This is a genomic window from Cupriavidus sp. H19C3 (assembly GCF_049393815.1).
GTDB lineage: Bacteria > Pseudomonadota > Gammaproteobacteria > Burkholderiales > Burkholderiaceae > Cupriavidus.
This window is the reverse complement of the sequence record NZ_CP184985.1, coordinates 1,879,870-1,904,316: the sequence shown is the minus strand read 5'-3', so window position 1 is coordinate 1,904,316 and position 24,447 is coordinate 1,879,870. Positions and strand designations below refer to the sequence as shown.

Below are 24,447 nucleotides of genomic sequence, written 5' to 3'. Positions count from 1 at the left end.
GCCGTCCTTTCCGGCAGCCGCTCAGGCGGCCACCACCTTGATCCTGACCCCTGCCACGCTGACCACCTGGCCCGCGCGGATCTTGGCCGTCTTGCGCGACTCGGTGGCGCCATCGACCGCCACCTCGCCGGCGGCCACCAGCGCCTTGCCGGCGCCGCCGCTATCGCAGACGCCCGCCAGCTTGAGCAGGTCGTTCAGCGCGATGTATTCGCCCGCGAGCGGGAAGGTCACGGTCTGGGTCACTTGCCGCCCCAGCTGTCCTTGAGGCCGACAATGCGGTTGAAGACCGGCTGGCCGGGCTTCGAATCCACGCGGTCGGCCACGAAGTAGCCATGGCGCTCGAACTGGAAGCGCTCTTCGGGCCTGGCGTCCCGCAGGCCTGGCTCCAGGTAGGCCCGCACGATGCGGCACGACTGCGGGTTCAGGGCTTCCAGGAAGTCCTTGCCGCCCGCATCGGGCTGGGGATCGCTGAACAGGCGGTCGTACAGGCGCACTTCGGCCTCGTACGCATGGGCCGCGCTGACCCAGTGGATATTGCCCTTGACCTTGACGCTGTCCGCGCCCGGCGTGCCGCTGCGCGTCTCGGGCAGGTAGTTGGCATGGATCGCGACGATATTGCCGTCGGCGTCCTTGTCCACGCCCGTGCATTCGATCACGTAGCCGTAACGCAGCCGCACCTTGTTGCCCGGGAACAGGCGGAAGTAGCCCTTGGGCGGGTTCTCGTTGAAGTCTTCGCGCTCGATCCAGAGCTCGCGCGAGAGCGGGAACACGCGGCGGCCGAGTTCGGGCTGCTTGGGGTGCACCGGCGCCGAGCACTCCTCGGTCTGGCCTTCCGGGTAGTTGTCGAGGATCAGCTTGACCGGGTCCAGCACGCCCACGCTGCGTGGCGCGCGCGCGTCGAGGTCGTCGCGCACGGCGCCTTCGAGCGTGCTCATGTCGATCCAGCTGTCGGCCTTGGACACGCCCACGCGGTCGCAGAACAGCTGGATCGATTCGGGCGTATAACCGCGCCGGCGCATGCCCACGATGGTCGGCATGCGCGGGTCGTCCCAGCCGCTGACGCGGCCTTCGTTGACCAGTTGCAGCAGCCTGCGCTTGCTGGTGATGGCGTAGGTCAGGTTCAGGCGGGCAAATTCGTACTGATGCGGCAGCGGGTCGCGGAACACGCCGGCGTCGCGCAGGTGGCCGAGCACCCAGTCGTAGAGCGGGCGGTTGTTCTCGAACTCCAGCGTGCACAGCGAATGGGTGATGTTCTCCAGCGCATCGGAGATGCAGTGCGTGAAGTCGTACATCGGGTAGATGCACCACTTGTCACCCGTGCGGTGATGATGCGCGTGGCGGATGCGATAGAGCACCGGATCGCGCATCACGATATTTGGCGCGCTCATGTCGATCCTGGCGCGCAACACGTGCTCGCCGTCGGCGTACTTGCCGGCGCGCATGTCGCGGAACAGTTGCAGGTTTTCCGCCACGGTGCGGTCGCGGTACGGCGACGGTTTGCCCGGTTCGGAAAAATTGCCGCGCGCGGCCGCGATCTGCTCGGCGCTCTGGCTGTCCACATAGGCCGCGCCGCGCTCGATCAGCGTTTCCGCAAACGCGTACAGCTGGTCGAAGTAGTCGCTGGCGTAATACAGGTGCGTGCCAGCCTGGCTGTCCCACGAGAAGCCGAGCCAGTGCACGGCGTCGATGATCGAGTCGACGTATTCGGTGTCTTCCTTGACGGGGTTGGTATCGTCAAAGCGCAGGTGGCAGCGGCCCGCGTAGTCGCGCGCGAGGCCGAAATTCACGCAGATGCTCTTGGCGTGGCCAATATGCAGGTAGCCGTTGGGCTCCGGCGGAAAACGCGTGATGACCGTCGGCAGCGGCGCGCCGGCCTGGTCCGCGCGGGACGCATAGGTGCCGGCGGCCAGGTCGTGGTCAATAATGCTCCGCAGGAAGTTGGAAGCGGCGGGCGTGTCGTTGGGCTTGTTGTCTTGGCTCATGGTGGCGCCGCGCGGTGGCGGTGCAAATCGGTGGCAGTGCGAATCGGTGGCGTGCAAATCGGTGACGTGCAAATCGGTGACGTGCAAATCGGTGGCAGTGCAGAACCGGGATTTTACCGTGCCTGCGAATCGTGGCACGATCCTGCCAGGTCTTGTCGCCGGAACATGCCCCATGAATGCCCCTTCTTCATCACTTCCGCTGGATTCCCTGACTTCCCTCTGGCACGCGGCAGGCCTGCCGCCCGAGGCGCTGTCCGACCTTGCACTGACCGGCGCCGATCCGGTCCTGCCATCGAGTTTCGCGGTGGGCGCCGCCGCGCAGGCAAGCCTCGGCGCATCCGCACTGGCCGCCGCCGCGCTGTGGACCCAGCGCACCGGGCGCCGCCAGCAGGTGTCGGTGGACATGCGCCATGCGCTCGCCGAGTTCCGCAGCGAACGCTATCTGCGTGTCGACGGCGGCGCGGCGCCCGAGCTGTGGGACAAGATCGCCGGGCTTTACCCCTGCGGCGACGGGCGCTGGGTGCGGCTCCATACCAACTTTCCGCACCATCGCGACGGCGTGCTGAAGATCCTCGGCTGCGCGCACGACCGCGCGGCGGTGCAGCAGGCGCTCGCCAGGTGGGAGGCGCAGGCCTTCGAGGCGGCGGCGTCCGAGGCCGGGCTGGTGGTCGCGGCAATGCGCAGCTTTGCCGAATGGGACGCGCATCCGCAGGCGGCCGCGCTGCGCGGCCTGCCGCCGGTGACGATCGAACGGATCGGCGACGCGCCGCCCCAGCCGCTGCCGGCATTGCCCGCGCACGGAGAGCCGGGCATCACGCGACGCCCGCTGACCGGTGTGCGCGTGCTCGACTTCACGCGCATCATCGCCGGCCCGGTAGCGGGGCGCACGCTTGCCGCGCACGGCGCCGACGTGCTGCTGGTCACGGCCGCGCACCTGCCGGCCATCGCGCCGCTCGTGATCGATACCGGCCGCGGCAAGCGCTCGTGCCAGCTCGATCTGCGCGATGCCGACGACAAGCGCACGCTGCACAAGCTGCTGCACGGGGCCGACGTCATGCTGCAGGGCTACCGGCCGCACGGCCTCGAACACCTCGGCTTTGGTCCCGAGGCGGCGGCACGCGCACGACCCGGCATCGTCTACGTCTCGCTGACCGCATATGGCCATGTCGGGCCGTGGGCCGGCAAGCGCGGGTTCGATTCGTTGGTGCAGACCGCCACGGGTCTCAACCAGGCCGAGGCCGAGGCGGCCGGCAGCACCGATCCGCGGCCGCTGCCGGCCCAGGTGCTGGACCATGCGGCCGGCTACCTGCTGGCGTTTGGCGCAATGGCGGCGCTGCACCGGCGTGCCGTGGAGGGCGGAAGCTGGCATGTGCGCGTGTCGCTCGCGCAGGTGGGACAGTGGCTGCGCGGACTCGGTCGCGTGGAGAACGGGTTTGGCGTGGCAGATACGAAGATCGACGATATCGCCGACCTGCTCGAGGTGCTGCCGTCCGGCTTTGGCGACCTCACGGTGGTGCGCCACGCGGCGCACCTGGCCGAGACGCCGGCGCACTGGGCGCTGCCATCGGTGCCGCTGGGGACGCATGCGCCCGAGTGGCTGAAGGCATAGCAGGTTTGGGGGTAAGACCTAAGGCGCGGGCGTTGCGCCGGTCAGCCGTGCCATCCACGCCGCCATGTCGCGCTCGGTCTCGCTGCCGGCGCGCTGCGCCGCGAGGATGCGCGCGCGATCGGCGGCCGGGCGGTTCTGGCTCAGCTTGAACTTGGCCTCGATGCGCGTCGGCGCCAGGCGCAGGCCCACGATCGCGCCGAGCATCTTCTGCTGGAAGTCCTCGGGCAGGTCGCGCCACTGCTGCGCGTACCCCGGTTCGTTGGCGCCGATCAGCCGCTTCAACAGCGCATCCTTCTCGCTCGCGTCATGCACGGTCGTCACGTCCGCATAGACGTGCACGGCCACGTAGTTCCACGTTGGCACCGAGAGCTTCTGCTCGTACAGCGAGGGCGACACGTAGCCATGCGGCCCCTGGAATACCAGCAGTGCGCGGCCCTGCGCTTCGAGCCAGCGCCAGTGCGGGTTGGCGCGCGCGACATGGCCTTCGATGTGCCAGGCCTCCCCGCTGCGTTGTGCCACGACGGGCAGGTGGGTGGCAAAGGGCAGGCCGTCGCCGTCGCTGCCGTATAGCGTGGCAAACGCATATCTGCGCATGATTTCGTCGATGAGATCGGCGTCGTCGCGGGTAAAGTGGGCAGGCAGGTACATGGGGCAGGTCCGGGGTCCTAATCGCCTAAGGTGCTAATCGCCTGACAGGGCGTCCTGGCCTGGTCGGGCGTTGTAGCGTGATCGAGCGTCTTGGCCAAATAGAGCGTCTTGGCCTAATAAAGCGTCTTGCGCATGCGCTCCGGCAGTTCGCGGTCGTAGGTGGCGCCATCGATGGCGTTCCGGCTCATATCGGCGAGGATGGTGCCGGTACTCGGCAGCGCGCTGCGCGGCACCTGTACCTCGGGCGACCAGAGCCGCGAGCGCAGCAACGCGCGCGCGCACTGGAAGAACACCGAGCTTACCGTTACCACCAGCACCGTGGTCGGCGTCTTGCCGTCGACCACGCAGCGCGCGAGCAGCGCCGGGTCGGTGGAGATGCGCGCGGTGCCGCTCACCCGCAGGGTCTCGTTGACGCCGGGCACCAGGAACAGCAGGCCCACACGCGGGTCCGCCATGATGTTGCGCAGGCTGTCGATGCGATTGTTGCCGCGTCGATCGGGCAGCAGCAGCGTGCGCGCGTCGAGCACCTGCACAAAGCCCGGCGCGTCGCCGCGCGGCGAGCAGTCGCCGCCTTTGTCGTTGACGGTGGAGAGCAGACAGAACGGCGCAGCCTCGACGAACGCGCGGTAATGCGGATGCAGGTAGTCGACTTCCTTGGCGAGCGAGGCTTCGCTCGGTTCGGCGTAGCGGGCTTCGAGGTCGGCCAGCGTGGTGATGTCGTGGTCAGCCATGGCGGTGTGGGGGCGAGCGGTCGGGGAGATATTCAGGCGGAAACCGCAGTATGAACCACTGCGGCGATCCCATGAGGATTCAGAGCGTGACCGTGCCGCGGCCCAGCTCGATCACGCGGCCGCCGACCTGGATGACGCCCGTGGCGCTCACCGCGAGATCCAGCCGGCAGCGGCGATCCACCGCTTCGCCCTGGTCGATCTGGTAGGCCGCGGGCAGGGCATGACCGGTGGCCAGCAGCCAGCCGCCAAGGTTGGCGCAGGCCGAGCCCGTGCCCGGATCCTCGGCAAACGAGCCGGCATGCTTGGTAAAGAAAAAGCGGACCAGCATCGTGCCCGGCTGCTGCTCGTCGACCGCGAATACATAGGCACAGCGCCGGCCGATGCTCGGGCTCCGCGGCCATTGTTCGAAACGCCCGCCGTCGGGGCGCGCGCGGCGCACGGCGTCGGTCGAGCGCAACGGCACCATCAGTTGCTCGTTGCCGGTGTCGACCCACAGCGGCGGACCGGCAAGATCGTCGACCGACAGGTCCAGCAGCGATGCCATGAGCGCATCGGGCACGCCGGCCGGGGCGGTCTTCGGCGCGCCTTCATGCGGGGCGGTCAGCGTCCAGCGATCACCCGCCGCATGGACCGGCACCACACCCGCCCTGGTCTCCAGCGTCAGGGTATCGCCGCCGTCGGCCAGGGCGCGCACCACGTGCGCGGTGCCCAGCGTGGGATGGCCCGCGAACGGCATCTCGAAGTTGGGCGTGAAGATCCGCATGCGCCGGGTCGCGGTCTGCGACGGCAGCAGGAAGGTGGTCTCCGACAGGTTGAACTGCAGCGCCAGCGCCTGCATGGTGGCGTCGTCCATGCCGCGCGCGTCCTCGAAGACGCAGAGCGGATTGCCGGCGAGGGTCGATTCGGCAAAGACGTTGACGAGGCGATACGCGTAGGTGGCCATGATGGAGCGGCAGCGGGTGAGGGAAACCACAGAGTGTAGTGATGCCGGCGGGCCGCGCCATGCACAGTTATGGCAGCCGCGAACGTAACAGTTGCGGCGCCGGCATGAAAAAAGGCGCCGCGGGTTGCCCCGGGGCGCCTGCAAGTCAGCACAAAACCTGATTAGAAGCCCACCGCCTGGCCGTCGCGGCGGCTGTCGCTGGCGGCCACGTAGCCGTGATCGCGATCGTCCGCGGACAGGCGCCAGATGAACTGGCCCGAGCCGAAGTCCATGTACGGGTCGTCCACCGACTTCAGCTGATGGCCGCGCGCCTTCAGGCCCGCCACGGTGGCAGGGTCCATGGTGCCCTCGACGTCGAGCGTAAAGTCGCGGTTGACCTTCCAGCGCGGCGCGTCGCACGCGGCCTGCGGCTGCTGCTGGTAATCGAGCATGCGCACCACGGTCTGCAGGTGGCCCTGCGGCTGCATGTCGCCACCCATCACGCCAAAGCTCATCACGGGCTGGCCATCGCGGGTCAGGAACGCCGGGATGATGGTATGGAACGGTCGCTTGCCGCCCGCCACCACGTTGGGCGACTTCGGATCCATCGAGAAGCCCACGCCGCGGTTCTGCAGGCTGATCCCGGTGCCCGGCACCACCACGCCCGAGCCGAAGCCCATGTAGTTGGACTGGATGAACGAGATCATCATGCCGTTCTCGTCGGCGGCGCTCAGGTAGATAGTGCCGCCGGCCTTGGGCATGCCGAAGTTGAAGTGGGTCGCGCGCTGCATGTCGATCAGCTTGGCGCGCGACTTCAGGTACGCGTCGTCGAGCATCTGCTCGGGCGTGACTTCCATGCTGCGCGGATCGGCCACGTAGCGGTACAGGTCGGCAAACGCCAGCTTCATCGCCTCGATCTGCAGGTGCTGCGACTCGATCGAATCCACCGGCAGCGAGCCGAGGTCGAACTGGTCGAGAATGCCCAGCGCGATCAGCGCCGCAATGCCCTGGCCATTGGGCGGAATCTCGTGGACCTCATGGCCGCGGTACGACTTGGAGATCGGCTTGACCCATTCCGGACGATAGTTGCGCAGATCGTCGAGCGTCATCGCGCCGCCGCAGGCCTTGCTGAAGGCCGCGATCTGCTCGGCGATCTCGCCTTCGTAGTAGGCGCGGCCGCCGGTGGCGCCGATCTTGCGCAGCGTGTCGGCGGCAGCGCGGAACACGAACTTCTCGCCGACCTCGGGCGCGCGGCCGCGCGGCATGAAGGTGTCGGCAAAGCCCGGCTGGTTCTTCAGTTCGGGGACCGCGGCGGCCCACTTGTGGGACACCACCGGCGGCACCGCATAGCCGCGTTCGGCAATCTCGATGGCCGGCTCCATCAGGTCCGCGAACGGCAGCTTGCCGAAGCGCTCGTGCAGTGCGGCCCAGCCCGCGATCACGCCGGGCACGGTGACCGAGTCCCACCCGCGCACCGGACGGTTGGCCAGGCCATTGCCGTCCACGCCGTACTTGTGCTTGAAGTAGTCGGGATTCCACGCCGCCGGTGCCACGCCCGACGAATTCAGGCCATGCAGCGCCTTGCCGTCCCACAGGATCGCAAACGCGTCGCTGCCAAGCCCGCACGACACGGGCTCGACCAGCGTGATGGCCGCGGCGGCCGCGATCGCGGCGTCCACTGCATTGCCGCCCTTGAGCAGCATGCGCAGGCCGGCCTGCGCGGCCAGCGGGTGCGAGGTCGAGACCACGTTGCGCGCGAACAGCGGAATGCGCACGGTGGGATACGGGTTGTTCCAGTTGAAATTCTGCATGCGACTTACTCCACCGTAATGTGCCGATCCTTGATCAGCTTGCCCCAACGGGCGGCATCCTGCCTGACCATCGTCGCGAACTGGGCCGGCGTGCCGCCGACCGGCTCGGCGCCGAGCTTGGCCAGGCGGTCCTTGACGTCCTGCGACTGGATGGCCTTGTTGAACTCGCTGTTCAGGCGCGCCACGATATCGGCCGGCAGGCCTTTGGGACCATAAATGCCGAACCACGTATTGGATTCGAAGCCCGGCAGGCCCGACTCGCTCGCGGTCGGCACCTCCGGCGCCAGCGGCGAGCGTTTGAGACTGGTCACGGCGAGCGCGCGCAGCTTGCCGTCCTTCACATGCGGCATGCCGGACACGATGCTGTCGAACAGCACCTGCACCTTGTTCGAGATCAGGTCCGGCACGGCCAGCGCGGTGCCGCGATACGGAATGTGCGTAATGAACGTACCGGTCTGTGCCTTGAAGGCCTCGGCAGTCAGCTGGCCGATGGTGCCGTTGCCGCTCGACGCATAGTTGAGTTCGCCCGGATGCTTCTTGGCGTACTCGATCAGCTCCTTGACGCTCTTGACCGGCAACTGGTTCGGCACCACCAGCACGTTGGTCGCCACGGCCACCTGGCTCACCGGCGTGAAGTCGGTCTCGGTGTTGTACGGCAGACGCGAATTGATGAAGGGCCCGATCGAGTGCGTGCTGGTGGTGGCGATCAGCAGCGTGTAGCCGTCGGGCGTGGCCTTGGCGGCCATATCGGAGCCGATCGCGCCGCCGGCGCCGGGCCGGTTGTCGACCACGATCTGCTGACCCATGTTGGCGCCCACCTTCTGCGCGATGGCGCGCGCCAGCAGGTCCGTGGCGCCGCTGGCCGGGAACGGTACGATCAGGCGGATCGGCTTGCTGGGGTAGGTATCGGCGTGGGCCGCGGCCGTCGCCAGCGTGAGGCTGGCAGTCAGGCCGATGCCGAGAAGGCGTAGCCAATGATGGGTCATGCTGTAAATCTCCGGGCAGGGCAAATCGGGAAAACGCAACGAAAAAGCAAATCAACCTCCAATTATTCTCCTCGCCTCGTCACAATGAAAGCTAATATTCCTTTTATGATTCACAAGAAATTCTTGTGAATGACGCCATTCGGGCGCACCTCCCATGAGCACCATCCGCTTTCTCCGCACCTTCGTCGCCGTGGCCGAACACGGCTCGTTTGCCGCCGCCGCCGGCCAGGTCGCGCTTACCCAGGCCGCCGTCAGTCTGCAGATGCGCTCGCTGGAGCAGGAGTTGCGGCGCGAGCTGTTCGACCGCAGCGGCCGCGTGGCGGTGCTCAACGCGGATGGCCGCGCGCTGCTGCCGCAGGCGCGCCGCCTGTTGGCGCAATACGACGAAATGCGGCTGCCGCTGGCCTCGTCGGAGGCGATGGCGGGCGCCGTGGCGGTCGGCGCCGTGGTATCCGTGATGGGCGGGCTGTCGCATGCGGTGGCCCGCATGAAGCGCGCCTATCCGGCGCTCGATGTGCGGCTGGTGGGTGCCAAGTCGATCGAACTGGCGACCCAGGTCGAGCAGGGAGAACTGGACGCGGCGTTCCTGGTGGAGGGGTCCACCCGGCTCGCCGGCGCGCTGCGCTGGACGCCGCTCTACCAGGAACCTCTCGTGGTGATCGCGGCGCGCGGAGCGCCGGGCGAGAGCGCGCGCCAGGCGCTGGCGGCCAACCCGTTCCTGCGCTTCGACCGTAGCCAGCGCACCGGCGTGCTGGTGGAGCGCGCACTGCGGCGCGCCCATCTGCGCGTCAACGAGTTTCTCGAACTCAATTCGATCGAGGCGCTGGTGGAGCTGGTGCGGCAGGAAGTCGGGGTGACCGTGGTACCGCTGCTCAAGCGCGCGCGCTGGCGCGACGACGAGGCGCTGCGCATTCTGCCGCTGCAGGCTGGCGGCGAACCCGTGGTGCGCACCATCGGCATGCTGGAGCGGCGCGACCACGGCCGCGACCCGGTTACCGGCGCGATCCGCAATGCGTGTGCGGCGCTGTTTGGCAGCTGACCGGTCGGCCTAGCGCCGGCGCGGCACTTCCGCGGTGGCCGTGCGCGAGGTGTGCTCGGCTTCCATATAGCGGCGCCGCTGCGTGCCGACGCGTGGCGGTGTGGTGGCCAGCAGGAACCGGTGCAACGACAGCGCCATGCCGCCGACGCACAGCAGCGTCCAGACCGCGCCGGCCGCGATGCCGGCCGGTGACAATTCCATCAGGCGTACCGCGAACAGGTCCGGGAAGCGGCGCGCGGGATCATCGAGCGCGGCCTGCGGATCGTCGGTTTTCCTGAAGACCAGCGGCTCGTCGGCGAGCGCCATGCCGATGCCGGTCCAGACGCCGATATGCTGGTACGGCAGCGTGGAATTTTGCGGCCGCGCGCCCGGGAATTCGCCCACGATCACATGCCAGTTGATCAGCGTGGGCGCCAGGTTGAGCATGAACGAGATGCACAGCAACGGTACCGCGGCGCGCCGCACATGCCGCCACATCCAGAGCAGCGCCGGGATCGACGCGAAGAACAGGATCGGCAGCAGCGGCACCAGGTAGCGCGGCCCCCAGCCGAAGTGGCCCCAGTTCTTCATATGGGCGATCAGCACCAGGTACATCAGTGCGGCGCCGAGTCCCGCGGCCAGCACGCGCCGCTGTCGCTCCGGCAGCTCATGGCGCATGCGCCCGATTAGCAGTGCCAGCAGCAGCACGGGCGCGAACAGGAACAGGCCAAGGTTCGGACTCGCCAGCAGGCCGAGCAGGCCGGTGACCGGATTGCCGCCGAGCGAGAGGCTGTCCGACAGATGCAGGTCGGCGGCAATCGCGGGCCGCAGGAACAGGCCGGTGCGCATGTCGTTGTACAGCAGGGCGGGGATCATCGTGATGCCGAGCGCGACCAGCATGACCGCAAAGCCGGTCTTGTGCGCATGCCGCTCGCGCCAGGCCAGCCACAGCAGCGCCAGGCCGAAGAACGGCAGCAGCGAGTAACGGAACGAGCAGGCCAGTCCGAGTGCCACCCCGGCCGCGGCGAACATGCCCAGTGCGCGCGGTGCGCGCAGCGCGCGCGCGGTGAAGTACAGATAGGCGCACAGGCTGGTGGCAGCCGGCGTGACGTCCCACGCGGTTTTGGCGTAAGGCATGAAGGTGGTACAGGCGTAGAACACCAGCGCGAGGCCGAACGCCGGGCGTGAACTGTAGAACTCGCGCGCGAGCAGGAACATGAAGACCGCGCCGAGCGCGTTGTACACGGTATAGATAAAAGCCGTCAGCAACTTGCCATAGGTCCGGCCCATATAGCGCTCGCGCATCAACTGGTGCGGATCGATATCGCCGAGGGCCTCGTCGAGCAGGGCGCCCGGCATCATCAGCAGCAAGGCGCCTGGATCGTGCGGCTCGTACCAGAGGCCATCCGGGCCCTGGTTCCAGTAGGTGGCAAGCGGCGCATTGACCGGGCTGCCGAGCTGGCCCGTCGACGCCCACAGTTTGGCGGCGCGGTATTGCTCGCCCGCATCGCCGCTGGAGAGCCGGCCGCTGGCCAGCAGCATGGCCAGGCTCAGGAAGAACAGCGCGACCAGGGCGGTCAGGCGGCCCGTGCGCGTGGCCAGCACGCGCGGCGGCGATGTCACGGAGGGGCGGGGACTGTCGTTGGGAGGCATGGCGGTTCCTCACGCGCTTCAGGGTACAAGCGCGATGGTGCCGTTGCCCGGGCAAGGTTTATGTACGCTCGCTCACCAACCACAGTCGTGTCGTTGCCGCCACGCCGCACCCGCCCCGCGGAGCGGCCAAAAAAAACGGGTGCCTGACGGCACCCGGAGCTTGCGTTGTGTGGCCGGCTGCGCCGGCCTCGTACCTGCTTATTCTTCCTGGAACGCTTCCTCGCGCTTGGCCTTGATCGACGGCATGGCCACGATCGCCACCAGCACGGCCGCGCCGATCAGCAGGCCCAGCGACAGCGGGCGCGTGACGAACACGGTGAAGTCACCGCGCGACAGCAGCAGCGAACGGCGGAAGTTCTCTTCCATCATCGGTCCCAGCACGAAGCCGAGCAGCAGCGGCGCCGGTTCGCAGCGCAGCTTGATGAACAGGTAGCCGACTACACCGAACGCCGCGGTCTGGAACACGTCGAAGGTGGTGTTCTGCACCGAGTACACGCCGATACAGCAGAACGTCAGGATGGCCGGGTACAGGAAGCGGTACGGCACCTTGAGCAGCTTCACCCAGATGCCGATCATCGGCAGGTTCAGGATGATCAGGATGAAGTTGCCGATCCACATCGACGCGATCAGGCCCCAGAACAGCGCAGGGTTGCTGCTCATCACCTGCGGACCGGGCTGGATGTTGTGGATGGTCATGGCACCGACCATCAGCGCCATCACGGCGTTGGGCGGAATGCCGAGCGTCAGCAGCGGGATGAACGAGGTCTGCGCGGCTGCGTTGTTGGCCGATTCCGGACCCGCCACGCCTTCGATCGCGCCCTTGCCGAACTCCTGCGGATACTTGGAAGTCTTCTTCTCCAGCGAGTACGCGGCAAACGAGGCCAGCGACGCGCCGCCGCCGGGCAGGATACCCAGTGCCGAACCCAGCGCCGTGCCCCGCAGTACCGCGGGGATCATGCGCTTGAAGTCTTCCTTGGTCGGGAACAGGTTGGTCACGTGATCGGTGAAGGTCTCGCGGTGTTCCTTCTGTTCCAGGTTTGCGATGATTTCCGCAAAGCCGAACACACCCATTGCCACCGACACGAAGTTCAGACCGTCGGTCAGCTCTGGCACGTCGAACGAGAAGCGCGCGGCGCCCGAGTTCACGTCGGTACCGACCAGGCCCAGCAGCAGGCCCAGCACGATCATCGCGATGGCCTTGACCAGCGAGCCGGACGCCAGTACCACGGCGCCGATCAGGCCCAGCACCATCAGCGAGAAGTACTCGGCGGGACCGAACTTGAAGGCCAGTTCCGACAGCGGTGCGGCAAATGCGGCCAGGATCAGCGTGGCCACGCAGCCGGCGAAGAACGAGCCCAGGCCCGCGGTCGCCAGCGCCACCCCGGCGCGGCCGCGCCGGGCCATCTGGTAGCCGTCGATGGTGGTCACCACCGAGGACGATTCGCCGGGCAGGTTCACCAGGATGGCGGTGGTCGAGCCACCGTACTGCGCGCCGTAGTAGATACCGGCCAGCATGATCAGCGCGGCCACGGGCGGCAGCGTGTAGGTCACCGGCAGCAGCATCGCGATGGTCGCGAGGGGGCCGAGGCCCGGCAGCACGCCGATCAGCGTGCCCAGGATACAGCCGAGGAACGCGTAGGCGAGGTTCTGGAAGGAGAGGGCGGTCGAGAAGCCCAGTCCCAGGTTGGTCAACAGTTCCATGTGGGACGTCTCCTTAGCCGGTAATGAAAGCCGGCCACACCGGCATCTGCAGGTTGATGCCGTACACGAAGGCGCCCAGGCTGATCAGCACCAGAATGATCGCGTTCAGGATCGCGCCCTTCCAGCTGAATTCGTGGCTCGCCATCGACGACACCAGCACCAGCACCAGCACCGACAGCACCATGCCGAGCGGCTTCAGGAGGAGGCCGAACAGAACCACCGCGCCGAGGATCCACAGCAGCGTCTTGATATCCCATCCGGCGAGCTTGTCTTCCTCGCCCCTGCTCGACAGCGAGCCCCACAGCACCAGGGCGCCGAGCAGGGCCAGCACGATGCCGAGCCAGAACGGGAAGTATCCGGGCCCCATCTTGGCGGCGGTTCCCATGGAATAGCCGCGAGCGACGAAGGAAAAGCCGAATCCGACCAGGATGAACATCAGGCCGGAGGCAAAGTCCTTTTGGCTACGTATGCGCAAAGTGATTCTCCTCGATAAGACTGCTTGAAATTCTTCGCGACGCGGGGGGATTCGCGCGAGTCGCGAGGGGATTCGCGCGACTTATTGCACTGCACAAGGGACGTTTCGCCCCTGACCCCGTCGCGGGCAGGGTGGAAGTTAAAAGCGGTACCTTTCAGCTACCTTTCATATGTCTTCAATCAGGGTCATGCTCAGGGTATGTCCCTAGGCAGACGTATGAAAGCAGGCAGAAAGCGTACGGAAGAAAGCGGGAAAAACCCTTGGGCGCGGCCCGCGGCGGCGGCACGGAATGGGGCCCCCGCTCCCCGCAAGAGGCAGGCCGGGGCGGCCGTGCCCGGCAGCGGCGCGCTGCCCGCCTGGGCTATCATCGCGTGCAAGGATGCGTCTGCCCACGCGCTGAAAAAAGGAACCGGAACGAACAACGAAAGCCCGCGGGCAAGGAGAATCGCCGCTTGGAAAGCATCGAGCACGCCATCCTGATCGGCGCCGTCGTGATGTCGTTGGGCATCGTGGTGGGCGCCTTCTCGGCACGGCTGGGCGTGCCATTCCTGCTGGTATTTCTCGCCGTCGGCATGCTGGCCGGCGTGGATGGCCCCGGCGGCATCAAGTTCTCGAATACCTGGCTCAGTTTCCTGGTCGGCAATGTCGCGCTGGCCATCATCCTGCTCGATGGCGGCCTCCGCACGCGCTTTGCCACCTTTCGCGTGGCGCTGCGCCCCTCGCTGTCGCTGGCGACGTTGGGCGTGGCCATCACAGCCGGGCTGGTCGGCGCCTTTGCCAGCTGGCTGCTGGCGATCGACTGGAAGCTCGGGCTGCTGCTCGGCGCCATCGTCGGCTCGACCGACGCGGCCGCGGTGTTCTCGCTGCTCAACAGCAGCGGCATCCGGCTCAAGGAGCGGGTGGGCAGCGTGCTGGAAATCGAGTCGGGCATCAACGACCCGATGGCGATCTTCCTCACGCTCACCCTCATCGAGTGGATCACCGCGCCGGACACCCTCACCCCCGGCATGCTGGTGTGGCGGCTGGTGGTGCAGTTTGGCGTGGGCGGTGTGCTCGGGATCGGCCTCGGTTATTGCCTTGCCAACGTGCTGGAGCGGATCCAGGTGGCGGAAGGACTGCAGGCCCTGCTGGTCTGCTCGGGCGGGACCATGGTATTCGCCATCGTCCAGACCGCGGGCGGCAGCGGCTTTCTGGCCGTGTACCTGGCCGGCGTGCTGGTGGGCAACCGCGAGCGCGCGGTGACCGCCGACACCATGCGGGCGATGGACGGCATGGCCTGGCTCGCGCAGTCGGCGATGTTCCTGCTGCTCGGCCTGCTGGTGACGCCGCACCGGATCTGGGATATCGCGCTGCCGGCGCTGGCGGTGGCGCTGTTCCTGATGTTCGTGGCGCGGCCGGTGGCGGTAATGCTGGCCCTGCTGCCGTTCCGCTTCAATGCGCGCGAGAAGGGATTCTTTGCGTGGATGGGACTGCGCGGCGCGGTGCCGATCGTGCTGTCGCTGTTTCCGCTGCTCAAGGGCATGGAGGATTCGGGCCTGGTATTCCGCCTGGCGTTTGCGGTGGTACTGGCCAGCCTGCTATGCCAGGGCACCACGGTGGCGCTGGCGGCGCGCCTGGCGCGCGTGCTGCGGCCGAGCTACACCGAGCCGCTCTCGCGTGAGCGGCTGCGCGGCACACACACGCCGGCGGTGGAACTGATGCAGTTCGTGGTGACCGCCAGCGCGCCGGTGGAGGACCAGCGCGCCGATCAACTGGAGCTGCCGCCACGCTGCCGCATCATGACCGTGGCGCGCGATGGCGCGCTGGTGCCGCTCGACCAGACCGTGCTGCGCGCCGGCGATGCGGTGAGCGTGCTCGCGCCCGGGGCCAGCGTGCCGATGCTGTCGCGCCTGTTCCTCACCCCGGCGCAGCCGCCCGCGTGGGACCAGCTCTCCCACGACTTCCTGCTCGCGGGGGACGCCAGTCTGGCGGAGGTGGCGGCCCTCTATGGCGCCGGTGAACTCGGCCCGGGCGAGGCTTCGCAAACGCTGGAACAGGCCATGCTGGCGCGCTTTCCGTCTCCGCCCGTGGAGGGCGACAGCGTCGCGGTGGCGGGCCTGCACCTGACCGTGACGCGCATGGAGGGGCATCGCATCGCGCAGGCCGGCCTGCTGCTGCCGCGCGGCCCGGCGCCCGCAGCCGACCTCAAGGACAGCGCCTGGCGCCTGCGCCGGCGCGAGCGGTGACCGGCATGATGTGCCAGACTTGTCCGAGTTACTGGACAAGCGCGGTGAGTCATGCGCGGTTCGACGGCACTGGCAAGCCTCAACCGCTGCCGCGCATGGCAATCTGGCCGGGTTCGGGCCGCGGCGCATCGATGAAAGCAATCGGCGCGTTCAGAAGGTCGCCGACGCTCAATTGAACATCATCGCCGGCCGTTCCCGCTACGGCTGATAACCGCGCCGTCAGTCCACCCTGGCGCCGGACACCTTTACCACTTCTCCGTATTTCTTCAGCTCGCGCCGGATCAGCGCGCCGAACTGTTCCGGCGTGGTCGGGGCGGGCTGCGCGCCGATGCGCGCCAGCCTGGCCTTCATGTCGTCGGTCCTGAGGATGGCGACGATATCGCGGTTGAGGCGGTCGACGATGTCCTTTGGCGTATTGGCCGGCGCGAACACGCCGAACCACGTGGAAATGTCGAACCCTTCCAGGCCGAGGCCCTGGCCGGCTTCGGCGATGGTCGGCAGGTCCGGGAACGCCGCCGCGCGCGTGGCGGTGGTCACGGCAAACGCCTTGAGCTTGCCGGCCCTGATATTGGCCGATGCCGAGGCGAGGTTGTCGAAGATCAGGTCGGTCTGGCCCGACAGCACCGACAGCTGCGCGGGCGAGGCGCCGTTGTACGGGATATGGACCATGCTGACATGCGCCATGCTCTTGAACAGCTCGCCCGACAGGTGGCCCGCGCTGCCGTTGCCGCCCGACGCATAGTCGAGCTTGCCCGGATGCTGGCGCGCATAGGCGACGAGGTCGCGCACGCTGTCGATATGCAATGCGCTGGCCTTGCCCGGATGCATCACCAGCACGTTAGGCACATCGGCGACCAGCGTCACGGGCGCGAAGTCCCGGATCGGGTCGTACGGCATCTTGCTGAACAGCGTGGGGTTGATGGCGTGCGTGGCCACCGCACCCATCAGGATGGTGTAGCCGTCGGCCGGCTGCTTGGCCACGAAGTCGGCCCCGAGGTTGCCGCCCGCGCCGGGCTTGTTCTCGACCACCACGGGCTGGCCCAGCTCGTCGCGCAGCTTTTCGCCGATGGCGCGCGCCACGGTGTCGAGCGGACCGCCGGCCGGGTACGGCACCACGAAGCGGATCGGTCTGGCCGGCCAGTGGGTGGCGAAATTCGCGGCAGTCGTGGCGGGGGCGGCATGGGCCGGCGTGGCGAGCGTGGCCACTGCGAGCGCGGCGGTGGCGGTAGCCAGTCGGGTGGCGTGGAACAGGGTCTTCAGCATGTCGTCAAAACAAGGTCGGCGGACCCGCGGGAGCGGGCCCTGAAACGTGGGGAAGGCCGGTCAGTGTCGGCCAGCATTGGGGCGGCAATGGGGCGGCATTGGCCGGCGCGCGGGTCCGCCGTGGCAGGCTGCCAGGCGCCATCGCGCGGCGCCGGCCCATGGGTCAACGCGCGCCGATGCCGCGCGCCATCATCACCGCGCACAGCGGCAGCAGGATCAGCACGTGCGCCTGGATCATGACCCAGCGCCGCGCCCGCTTGATCTCGGCGGGCGTCGGCACGAACTCCGGCAGCGTGCGCGCCTGCTTGCGCCAGCGCGCGATCGCCAGCGTCGGCGGCAGCGAGCACAGCGCGATCAGCACGAAGACCGTCATCTTGGCGTGGAACCACGGGTTGTGAACATAAAAATCCACGCCCTTGGCGCCGTAGAACAGTCGCAGCAAGCCCGACACCAGCACGGCGATGGCCGCCAGGAAGTAGCTCAGGTCGTAGATCGACAACCGGCGCAGCGCGGCCGGTGTGAGATCGGGCCGCAGCACCACGGCCTCGGCCGCCATCAGCATGACGAGCACGAAGATCGCGATAAAGTGGAAAAACGCCAGCAGGGCATCGGTCAGCATGAAACCTCCTCTTGTTGGGGGTGGGGGCGCTTCGTTCGATACGCTTCGTTCGATATGCGTCGGTCAATCCGCGTCGGTCAATCCACCTGGTGATCCCGGCCTGGAGCTGCGGGCGCTCCGCTGGCGGCGCCGGGGCCTCCCGGCTGGACCGTGCCGGACGCTGGCAAAGACCGGCGGGCCCTGCCGGTGGCCCATCGCGCCATTGACGCCGGCGTGACGTCCGGGCAGAGCCGGGCAGGCCTCAGATCACGCCCTTGTCGCGCAGCGCGGCGATCTTGCCGGCGTCGTAGCCGAGCGTCTCGGCCAGCACGGCATCGGTATGCTCGCCCAGCAGCGGTGGATGGCGCAGCGCCTCGGGCGGCGTCGCGCTCATGCGGATCGGGCTGCCGACCAGCTTGACCTCGCCCGCGGTCGGATGCGGCAGGTCCACGCGCAGCCCGCGCGCCTTGACCTGCGCGTCCTCGAACACATCGTCGAGCGTATTGATCGGGCCGCACGGCACGCCGGCCGCCTCGAGCTCGGCAATCCACTGCGCGCGCGTGCGCGGGCGCACCATCTCGGCAAGGATCGGCACCAGCACGTCGCGCTGGGCCACGCGTTGCGGGTTGGTGGCAAAGCGCGGATCGTCGGCGAGTTCGGGACGGCCGCCGGCCGCGACGAACTTGCGGAACTGGCCATCGTTGCCGACCGCGACGATGATCCAGCCATCGGCGGCCTGGAAGGTCTGGTACGGCACGATGTTCGGATGCGCATTGCCCCAGCGCTTCGGCGCCACGCCGCTCGCCAGGTAGTTGGTATTCATGTTGGCCAGCATCGCCACCTGCACGTCGAGCAGGGCCATGTCGATGTACTGGCCTTCGCCGGTACGCTCGCGGTGCGCAAGCGCCGCCAGCACCGCAATGGTCGCGTACTGGCCCGTCATCAGGTCGGAAATCGCCACGCCGGCCTTTTGCGGCCCGCCGCCCGGCAGGTCGTCGCGCTCGCCGGTCAGGCTCATGAAGCCGCCCATGCCCTGGATGATGAAGTCGTAGCCGGCGCGGCTGGCGTACGGGCCGGTCTGGCCGAATCCGGTCACCGAGCAGTAGATCAGGTCGGGCTTGACGGCGCGCAGCGAGTCATAGTCGAGACCGTACTTCCTGAGCTGGCCGACCTTGTAGTTCTCGAGCACCACATCGCTCTGCGCCGCCAGCTCGCGCACCAGCTGCTGGCCTTCCGGCGTGCTGATGTCGCAGGTGACCGAGCGCTTGTTGCGGTTGGCGGCCAGGTAGTAGGCCGCCTCGGCCGTATCGCGGCCGTCTTCGGTCTTGAGCCACGGCGGCCCCCAGGTGCGGGTATCGTCGCCGGCACCCGGCCGTTCGATCTTGATCACGTCGGCGCCGAAGTCGGCGAGATTCTGTGCGCACCACGGCCCGGCGAGAACGCGGGTCAGGTCGAGGACGCGAAGGTGGCTCAAGGCTCCCATGGCGAATGCGGCAGTGTGGCAGTGTGGAGTGGGGAATGGCACCGGATCGGTGCCGCGCGGACAGGCAGCACTGTACCACCCGGCGGGCCGCGGGGCGCACTCGCGCGCGCCCGCGGCGGGCCGAAGCTGGGCGGTAGCGGGACGGGCCGGGCCGGGGCTGCCCCGGCGCCCGCCTTCCCCGTATAATCAACGGTTTGCAAATCCAATCCGACCATGCCGCGTCCCCGCATCGATCCCGAGCGTGGGGCTGCGCCTGCCATCACACATGAAAGTCTCCGACATTCGCAGCAAGTTTCTGCAGTTCTTCGAGTCGAAGGACCATACCGTGGTCCGCTCGTCCAGCCTGGTGCCGGCGAACGACCCGACGCTGCTGTTCACCAATTCCGGCATGGTGCAGTTCAAGGACGTCTTCCTCGGCACCGACAAGCGCCCGTATGCGCGCGCCACGTCGGCGCAGCGCTCGGTGCGCGCGGGCGGCAAGCACAACGACCTCGAGAACGTCGGCTACACGGCCCGTCACCATACGTTCTTCGAAATGCTCGGCAATTTCTCGTTTGGCGACTATTTCAAGCGCGATGCCATTCAGTTCGCGTGGGAACTGCTGACCCGTGTCTACCAGCTGCCGGCCGAGAAGCTGTGGGTCACGGTGTATGCCGAGGACGACGAAGCCTATGACATCTGGGCCAGGGAAGTCGGCGTGCCGGCCGAGCGCATCGTGCGCATCGGCGACAACAAGGGTGCGCGCTACGCCTCGGACAATTTCTGGCAGATGGCGGACACCGGCCCGTGCGGCCCGTGCTCGGAAATCTTCTTCGACCACGGCCCGGAAGTGTGGGGCGGCCCGCCGGGATCGCCCGAGGAAGACGGCGACCGCTATATCGAGATCTGGAACCTCGTGTTCATGCAGTTCAACCGCGACGAGCAGGGCAACATGACGCCCCTGCCCAAGCCGTGCGTGGACACCGGCATGGGCCTGGAACGTATCGCCGCGGTATTGCAGCACGTGCACAGCAATTACGAGATCGACCTGTTCCAGGCGCTGATCAAGGCTGCCGCGCGCGAGACGCATTGCGCCGACCTCAACCACAACTCGCTGAAGGTCATTGCCGACCATATTCGCGCCTGCTCGTTCCTGATCGTCGACGGCGTGATCCCCGGTAACGAAGGCCGCGGCTACGTGCTGCGCCGCATCGTGCGCCGCGCCATTCGCCATGGCTACAAGCTCGGCCAGAAGACGCCGTTCTTCCACAAGCTGGTGGCGGACCTGGTCGCGCAGATGGGCCAGGCCTATCCGGAACTGGCCGAGGCACAGGAGCGCGTGACCGAGGTGCTGCGCGCCGAGGAAGAGCGCTTCTTCGAAACCATCGAGAACGGCATGGCCATCCTCGATGCCGCCGTGACGGATCTGAAGGGGCGCGGCGGCAAGGTGCTCGACGGCGAGCTCGCGTTCAAGCTGCACGACACCTTCGGCTTCCCGCTCGACCTCACGCAGGACGTGGCGCGCGAGAACGAGATCTCGGTCGACGAAGCCGCGTTCGACGCCGCCATGGGGCGCCAGCGCGAGCAGGCCCGCGCCGCCGGCAAGTTCAAGATGGCCGCCGGTCTGGAGTACCGCGGTGACAAGACCGTGTTCCACGGCTACGAGGCGCTCGGCGTGGAAAGCGCGCGCGTGACGGCGCTCTATGCCGACGGCGCCGCGGTAGACACGCTGCAGCCAGGGCAGGAAGGCGTGGTCGTGCTCGACCGCACGCCGTTCTATGCCGAGTCCGGCGGCCAGGTCGGCGACCAGGGCACGCTCGTGGCCGACGCCGCGGTGTTCACGGTGGTCGATACCACCAAGATCCAGGCCGACGTGTTTGGCCACCAGGGCACGCTCGCGGGCGGCCCGCTCAAGGTGGGCGACGTGGTAGCGGCGCAGGTCGACGCGATACGCCGCGCGCGCACGGTGCGCAACCACTCGGCCACCCACCTGATGCACAAGGCCCTGCGCGAAGTGCTCGGCCCCCACGTGCAGCAGAAGGGCTCGCTGGTCGATGCCGACAAGACGCGCTTCGACTTCTCGCACAACGCGCCGATGACCGATGCGCAGATCCGCCAGGTCGAGGAGATCGTCAACGCTGAAATCCTGCGCAACGAGGCCACCACGGCCGCGATCATGTCGTTCGACGACGCCGTCAAGGGCGGTGCCATGGCGCTGTTCGGCGAGAAGTACGGCGACGATGTGCGCGTGCTGTCGATCGGCACCTCGAAGGAACTCTGCGGTGGCACGCACGTGTCCCGCACCGGCGATATCGGCCTGTTCAAGGTGGTGATGGAAGGCGGTGTGGCCGCTGGCATCCGCCGCGTGGAGGCGATTACCGGCGACAACGCGCTGCACTACCTGCAGTCGCTCGATGCGCGCCTGAACGAGGCCGCCGCCGTGCTGCGCGCGCAGCCTTCGGAGCTGGTGCCGCGCATTGCGCAGGTGCAGGACCAGGTGCGCGCGCTGGAGAAGGAACTCGAACGCGCCAAGAGCAAGCTGGCGGCGTCCCAGGGCGATGAGCTGGCCGCGCAGGCGGTGGACATCAAGGGCATCAAGGTGCTGGCCGCCCAGTTGGACGGCGCCGACGTGAAGACGCTGCGCGAGACCATGGACAAGCTCAAGGACAAGCTCCAGAGCGCAGCCATCGTGCTCGGCGCGGTGAGCGACGGCAAGGTCAGCCTGATCGCCGGCGTGACGGCGGACGCGACCGGCAAGGTCAAGGCCGGCGAGCTCGTCAACTTCGTCGCCCAGCAGGTGGGCGGCAAGGGCGGCGGCCGTCCGGACATGGCACAGGCCGGTGGCACCGAGCCGGCCAAGCTGCCGCAGGCCCTGGCCGGCGTCAGCGAGTGGGTGGCTGCCAAGGTCTGACGATCCGAGGCTGGGACGTACGCGGCCCTCTGCCAGGCGGGGGGAGGGCCGTTTTGACGCGTCCCTCGGCGCCCCTCGGCGTCCCACTCGCTTTACCGCCCGCTGCTTTACCGCCCGCTTTCCCCTCGACGTTCAGCTGCCCGGCTTTGACCCCGCACCCGTCAGCGCATTCACGATATCGATCGGCAGCGGAAACACGATGGTGGAACTCCTGTCTCCCGCAATCTGCGTGAGCGTCTGCAGGTAGCGCAACTGCATTGCCTGCGGTTGCCGCGCCAGCATCTGCGCGGCCTCCAGCAGCTTCTCTGACGCCTGCAGTTCCCCCTCGGCATGAATCACCTTGGCGCGCCGTTCGCGCTCGGCCTCGGCCTGCCTTGCGATCGCGCGGATCATGGTTTCGTTGAGGTCGACATGCTTGATCTCCACATTCGACACCTTGATGCCCCACGCATCGGTCTGCGCGTCGAGCACCTTCTGGATATCGAGGTTCAGCTTTTCGCGCTCCGCCAGCATTTCGTCGAGTTCGTGCTTGCCGAGCACGCTGCGCAGTGTGGTCTGCGCGAGCTGGCTGGTCGCCTCCATGAAGTTCGCCACCTGGATGATCGCGCGCTCGGGATCCACCACGCGGAAGTAGATCACCGCGTTGACCTTGACCGAGACGTTGTCGTGCGAGATCACGTCCTGCGGCGTCACGTCGAGCACCACGGTGCGCAGGTCCACGCGCACCATCTGCTGGATGGCCGGGATCACCAGCACGAGGCCCGGTCCCTTGACCTTCCAGAAGCGGCCCAGCATGAAGACCACGCCACGCTCGTATTCGCGCAACACGCGAAACGCGGCAACGACCAGCAGGACAATCAGAAAGATCAGACCGCCAAAGCTGAATCCGAATGCCATCTCATGCTCCTTTCCGTTGGATCTCGGTCACCTGCGCCGGGTCGGCTGCCGCCACCTCCAGCAGCAGCCCGCGGCGCGCCGTCACGCGCACCGGTTGTCCGCGCGCCAGTGGCGCGTCGCTATGCACGCGCCATTGCTCGCCATGCACCTGGGCCCAGCCGTCCTGTTCGAGGTCGTCGAGCACCACACCGATGGCGCCCACCATGGTGTCGGCGCCGCTGACCACGGGCCGGCGGCGCGCACGCAGCATCAGCGCGGACATGCCGAACACGAATGCTGCCGACAGCAGCGACAGTCCGCCCACCAGCGCAAGCGGAATGCCAAAGCCCGGCACGTCGGTATCGATCAGCATGACCGCGCCAAACGCAAAGGCGACGATGCCGCCAACCCCGAGCGCGCCGAAGCTCGGCAGGAACATCTCGGCCACCATGCAGCCGATGCCAAGCGCGATCAGCGCCAGTCCCGCATAGTTCACGGGCAGCATCTGCAACGCAAACAACCCCAGCAGCAGGCAGATCGCACCGGCCACGCCAGGCAAGACCATGCCCGGTGTCGAGAATTCGAAGATCAGCCCGTAGATGCCGATCATCATCAGGATCAGCGCCACGCTGGGCTCGGTGATCACGGCCAGCAGGCGGCTGCGCCAGTCTGGCGCGAGCGTGATGACCGGCGCGTCGGCGGTGTGCAACACCCGCGTGGCGCCGGCCACCTCGACGCGGCGGCCGTCGAGTTGCCGCAACAGCGAGGGCAGGTCGGGGGCGACGAGGTCGACCACGCGCTGTGCCACGGCCTCGTTGGCCGACAGGCTCACCGCCTCGCGCACGGCGCGCTCGGCCCATTCGGCATTGCGGTGCCGCAATTGCGCCAGCCCGCGGATATAGGCCGAGGCATCGTGCATCTGCTTGCGCGTCATGGTGTCTTCCGCCGGCGCGCTGCCCGGTGCCGAGGCCGGGCCAGCCTCGGGCCGGTGCGGGCCGCCGATGCCGATGGCCACCGGGCTGGCCGCGCCGAGGTTGGTGCCGGGCGCCATGGCCGCGATATGGCTCGCGTAGAGGATATAGGTCCCTGCGCTGGCCGCACGCGCCCCGCCCGGCGAGACGTAGCTCGCCACCGGTACCGGCGAGGCCAGGATGGCCCGGATGATGTCGCGCATCGAGAGGTCGAGCCCTCCTGGCGTGTCCATCTCGATCACGACGAGCTGCGCGCCGCCCTGGCGCGCCTGCGTGATGCCATGCATGACCACGTGGGCACTGGCGGGGCCGACCGCGCCCTTGAGCGGAACCACGTAGACCGGCGGCCGCCCGTCACCCTGCGCCGCCACCGGCGCACCGAATGTCACGCATAGTGTGGCGAGGGCCACGAGCCACACGGGCAGCATCGCGCGTAAGGCGTTGGCGAGTGTCATGGCGGGGGCGCGCCCGGAAAACTGCCGAGGCGGCGCCACTTTCAGTGTAGGCGACCGGCCACATCCTGCTGGCGCCGCGCCGTCGGCCGGACTGCGCTACAGTATCGCTTTCGCCACGGCTCGCAGAAGCCTGGTCCGAGGAGCCTCCCC

At 67.9% G+C, this 24,447-nt stretch carries 20 protein-coding genes; 5 read left to right on the top strand and 15 right to left on the bottom strand.

The window, feature by feature from the left end; all coding sequences use genetic code 11:
* Nucleotides 1–21: 21 nt before the first annotated feature.
* Nucleotides 22–243, bottom strand: coding sequence for an RNA-binding S4 domain-containing protein (locus DFLDMN_RS08845; protein ID WP_423198093.1), 222 nt, complete (start codon nucleotides 241–243; stop codon nucleotides 22–24).
* Nucleotides 240–1,982, bottom strand: a complete 1,743-nt coding sequence (locus DFLDMN_RS08840) for a glutamine--tRNA ligase/YqeY domain fusion protein (RefSeq protein ID WP_423198092.1) — start codon at nucleotides 1,980–1,982, stop codon at nucleotides 240–242. Before DFLDMN_RS08840 ends, DFLDMN_RS08845 begins: the two co-directional genes overlap by 4 nt.
* 172 nt (nucleotides 1,983–2,154) lie before the next feature.
* Here DFLDMN_RS08840 and DFLDMN_RS08835 point away from each other — a divergent pair, with 172 nt between their 5' ends.
* On the top strand, nucleotides 2,155–3,591 hold the full coding sequence (locus DFLDMN_RS08835) for a CoA transferase (RefSeq protein ID WP_423198091.1): 1,437 nt from the start codon (nucleotides 2,155–2,157) through the stop codon (nucleotides 3,589–3,591).
* An 18-nt stretch (nucleotides 3,592–3,609) separates the two neighbouring features.
* On the opposite strand, the gene DFLDMN_RS08830 is transcribed toward DFLDMN_RS08835, so the two are convergent.
* From DFLDMN_RS08830 to DFLDMN_RS08810, 5 genes are all read right to left on the bottom strand, one after another.
* On the bottom strand, nucleotides 3,610–4,239 hold the full coding sequence (locus DFLDMN_RS08830; protein WP_423198090.1) for an FMN-binding negative transcriptional regulator: 630 nt from the start codon (nucleotides 4,237–4,239) through the stop codon (nucleotides 3,610–3,612).
* 113 nt (nucleotides 4,240–4,352) lie between these two features.
* Nucleotides 4,353–4,970 (bottom strand): pyridoxamine 5'-phosphate oxidase family protein, encoded by a 618-nt coding sequence (locus tag DFLDMN_RS08825; RefSeq protein ID WP_423198089.1) that lies wholly within the window; start codon nucleotides 4,968–4,970, stop codon nucleotides 4,353–4,355.
* Nucleotides 4,971–5,049: 79 nt separating this feature from the next.
* Nucleotides 5,050–5,913, bottom strand: coding sequence for a PhzF family phenazine biosynthesis protein (locus DFLDMN_RS08820; RefSeq protein ID WP_423198088.1), 864 nt, complete (start codon nucleotides 5,911–5,913; stop codon nucleotides 5,050–5,052).
* 161 nt (nucleotides 5,914–6,074) lie between these two features.
* Nucleotides 6,075–7,703 carry a gamma-glutamyltransferase gene (ggt, locus tag DFLDMN_RS08815; RefSeq protein ID WP_423198087.1) on the bottom strand — a complete coding sequence of 543 codons (1,629 nt, stop codon included), beginning with the start codon at nucleotides 7,701–7,703 and terminating at the stop codon, nucleotides 6,075–6,077.
* 5 nt (nucleotides 7,704–7,708) lie between these two features.
* Nucleotides 7,709–8,689, bottom strand: coding sequence for a Bug family tripartite tricarboxylate transporter substrate binding protein (locus DFLDMN_RS08810; protein WP_423198086.1), 981 nt, complete (start codon nucleotides 8,687–8,689; stop codon nucleotides 7,709–7,711).
* Nucleotides 8,690–8,843: 154 nt separating this feature from the next.
* Here DFLDMN_RS08810 and DFLDMN_RS08805 point away from each other — a divergent pair, with 154 nt between their 5' ends.
* Nucleotides 8,844–9,728 carry a LysR substrate-binding domain-containing protein gene (locus DFLDMN_RS08805; protein WP_423198085.1) on the top strand — a complete coding sequence of 295 codons (885 nt, stop codon included), beginning with the start codon at nucleotides 8,844–8,846 and terminating at the stop codon, nucleotides 9,726–9,728.
* Between the two features lie 9 nt (nucleotides 9,729–9,737).
* On the opposite strand, the gene DFLDMN_RS08800 is transcribed toward DFLDMN_RS08805, so the two are convergent.
* The 3 genes from DFLDMN_RS08800 to DFLDMN_RS08790 all read right to left on the bottom strand — a co-directional run bounded on the left by DFLDMN_RS08800 (nucleotide 9,738) and on the right by DFLDMN_RS08790 (nucleotide 13,536).
* Nucleotides 9,738–11,360, bottom strand: coding sequence for a hypothetical protein (locus tag DFLDMN_RS08800; protein ID WP_423198084.1), 1,623 nt, complete (start codon nucleotides 11,358–11,360; stop codon nucleotides 9,738–9,740).
* 198 nt (nucleotides 11,361–11,558) lie between these two features.
* Nucleotides 11,559–13,061, bottom strand: a complete 1,503-nt coding sequence (locus tag DFLDMN_RS08795; RefSeq protein ID WP_423198083.1) for a tripartite tricarboxylate transporter permease — start codon at nucleotides 13,059–13,061, stop codon at nucleotides 11,559–11,561.
* A gap of 13 nt (nucleotides 13,062–13,074) precedes the next feature.
* Nucleotides 13,075–13,536, bottom strand: coding sequence for a tripartite tricarboxylate transporter TctB family protein (locus DFLDMN_RS08790; RefSeq protein ID WP_423198082.1), 462 nt, complete (start codon nucleotides 13,534–13,536; stop codon nucleotides 13,075–13,077).
* A gap of 452 nt (nucleotides 13,537–13,988) precedes the next feature.
* Here DFLDMN_RS08790 and DFLDMN_RS08785 point away from each other — a divergent pair, with 452 nt between their 5' ends.
* Nucleotides 13,989–15,761, top strand: a complete 1,773-nt coding sequence (locus tag DFLDMN_RS08785) for a potassium/proton antiporter (protein WP_423198081.1) — start codon at nucleotides 13,989–13,991, stop codon at nucleotides 15,759–15,761.
* Between the two features lie 19 nt (nucleotides 15,762–15,780).
* Nucleotides 15,781–15,969: a hypothetical protein gene (locus DFLDMN_RS08780; protein WP_423198080.1), complete on the top strand. Its 189-nt coding sequence runs from the start codon at nucleotides 15,781–15,783 to the stop codon at nucleotides 15,967–15,969.
* 11 nt (nucleotides 15,970–15,980) lie between these two features.
* On the opposite strand, the gene DFLDMN_RS08775 is transcribed toward DFLDMN_RS08780, so the two are convergent.
* From DFLDMN_RS08775 to DFLDMN_RS08765, 3 genes are all read right to left on the bottom strand, one after another.
* The gene (locus tag DFLDMN_RS08775) at nucleotides 15,981–17,024 is read right to left on the bottom strand and encodes a tripartite tricarboxylate transporter substrate binding protein (RefSeq protein WP_423198079.1); all 1,044 of its coding nucleotides are present in this window, start codon (nucleotides 17,022–17,024) and stop codon (nucleotides 15,981–15,983) included.
* Between the two features lie 163 nt (nucleotides 17,025–17,187).
* Nucleotides 17,188–17,643 carry a DUF2214 family protein gene (locus tag DFLDMN_RS08770; protein ID WP_423198078.1) on the bottom strand — a complete coding sequence of 152 codons (456 nt, stop codon included), beginning with the start codon at nucleotides 17,641–17,643 and terminating at the stop codon, nucleotides 17,188–17,190.
* Between the two features lie 241 nt (nucleotides 17,644–17,884).
* Complete coding sequence (locus DFLDMN_RS08765) at nucleotides 17,885–19,105, bottom strand: CaiB/BaiF CoA transferase family protein (RefSeq protein ID WP_423198077.1); 1,221 nt, start codon at nucleotides 19,103–19,105, stop codon at nucleotides 17,885–17,887.
* A gap of 265 nt (nucleotides 19,106–19,370) precedes the next feature.
* Here DFLDMN_RS08765 and alaS point away from each other — a divergent pair, with 265 nt between their 5' ends.
* The gene (gene alaS, locus DFLDMN_RS08760) at nucleotides 19,371–21,995 is read left to right on the top strand and encodes an alanine--tRNA ligase (RefSeq protein WP_423198076.1); all 2,625 of its coding nucleotides are present in this window, start codon (nucleotides 19,371–19,373) and stop codon (nucleotides 21,993–21,995) included.
* Nucleotides 21,996–22,127: 132 nt separating this feature from the next.
* On the opposite strand, the gene DFLDMN_RS08755 is transcribed toward alaS, so the two are convergent.
* Entirely contained in the window at nucleotides 22,128–22,892 is a 765-nt protein-coding gene (locus DFLDMN_RS08755) for a slipin family protein (RefSeq protein WP_423198075.1), read from the bottom strand.
* A gap of 1 nt (nucleotide 22,893) precedes the next feature.
* A complete protein-coding gene (locus tag DFLDMN_RS08750) occupies nucleotides 22,894–24,297 on the bottom strand; it encodes an NfeD family protein (RefSeq protein WP_423198074.1) in 1,404 nt (467 codons plus the stop codon).
* Nucleotides 24,298–24,447 lie beyond the last annotated feature (150 nt).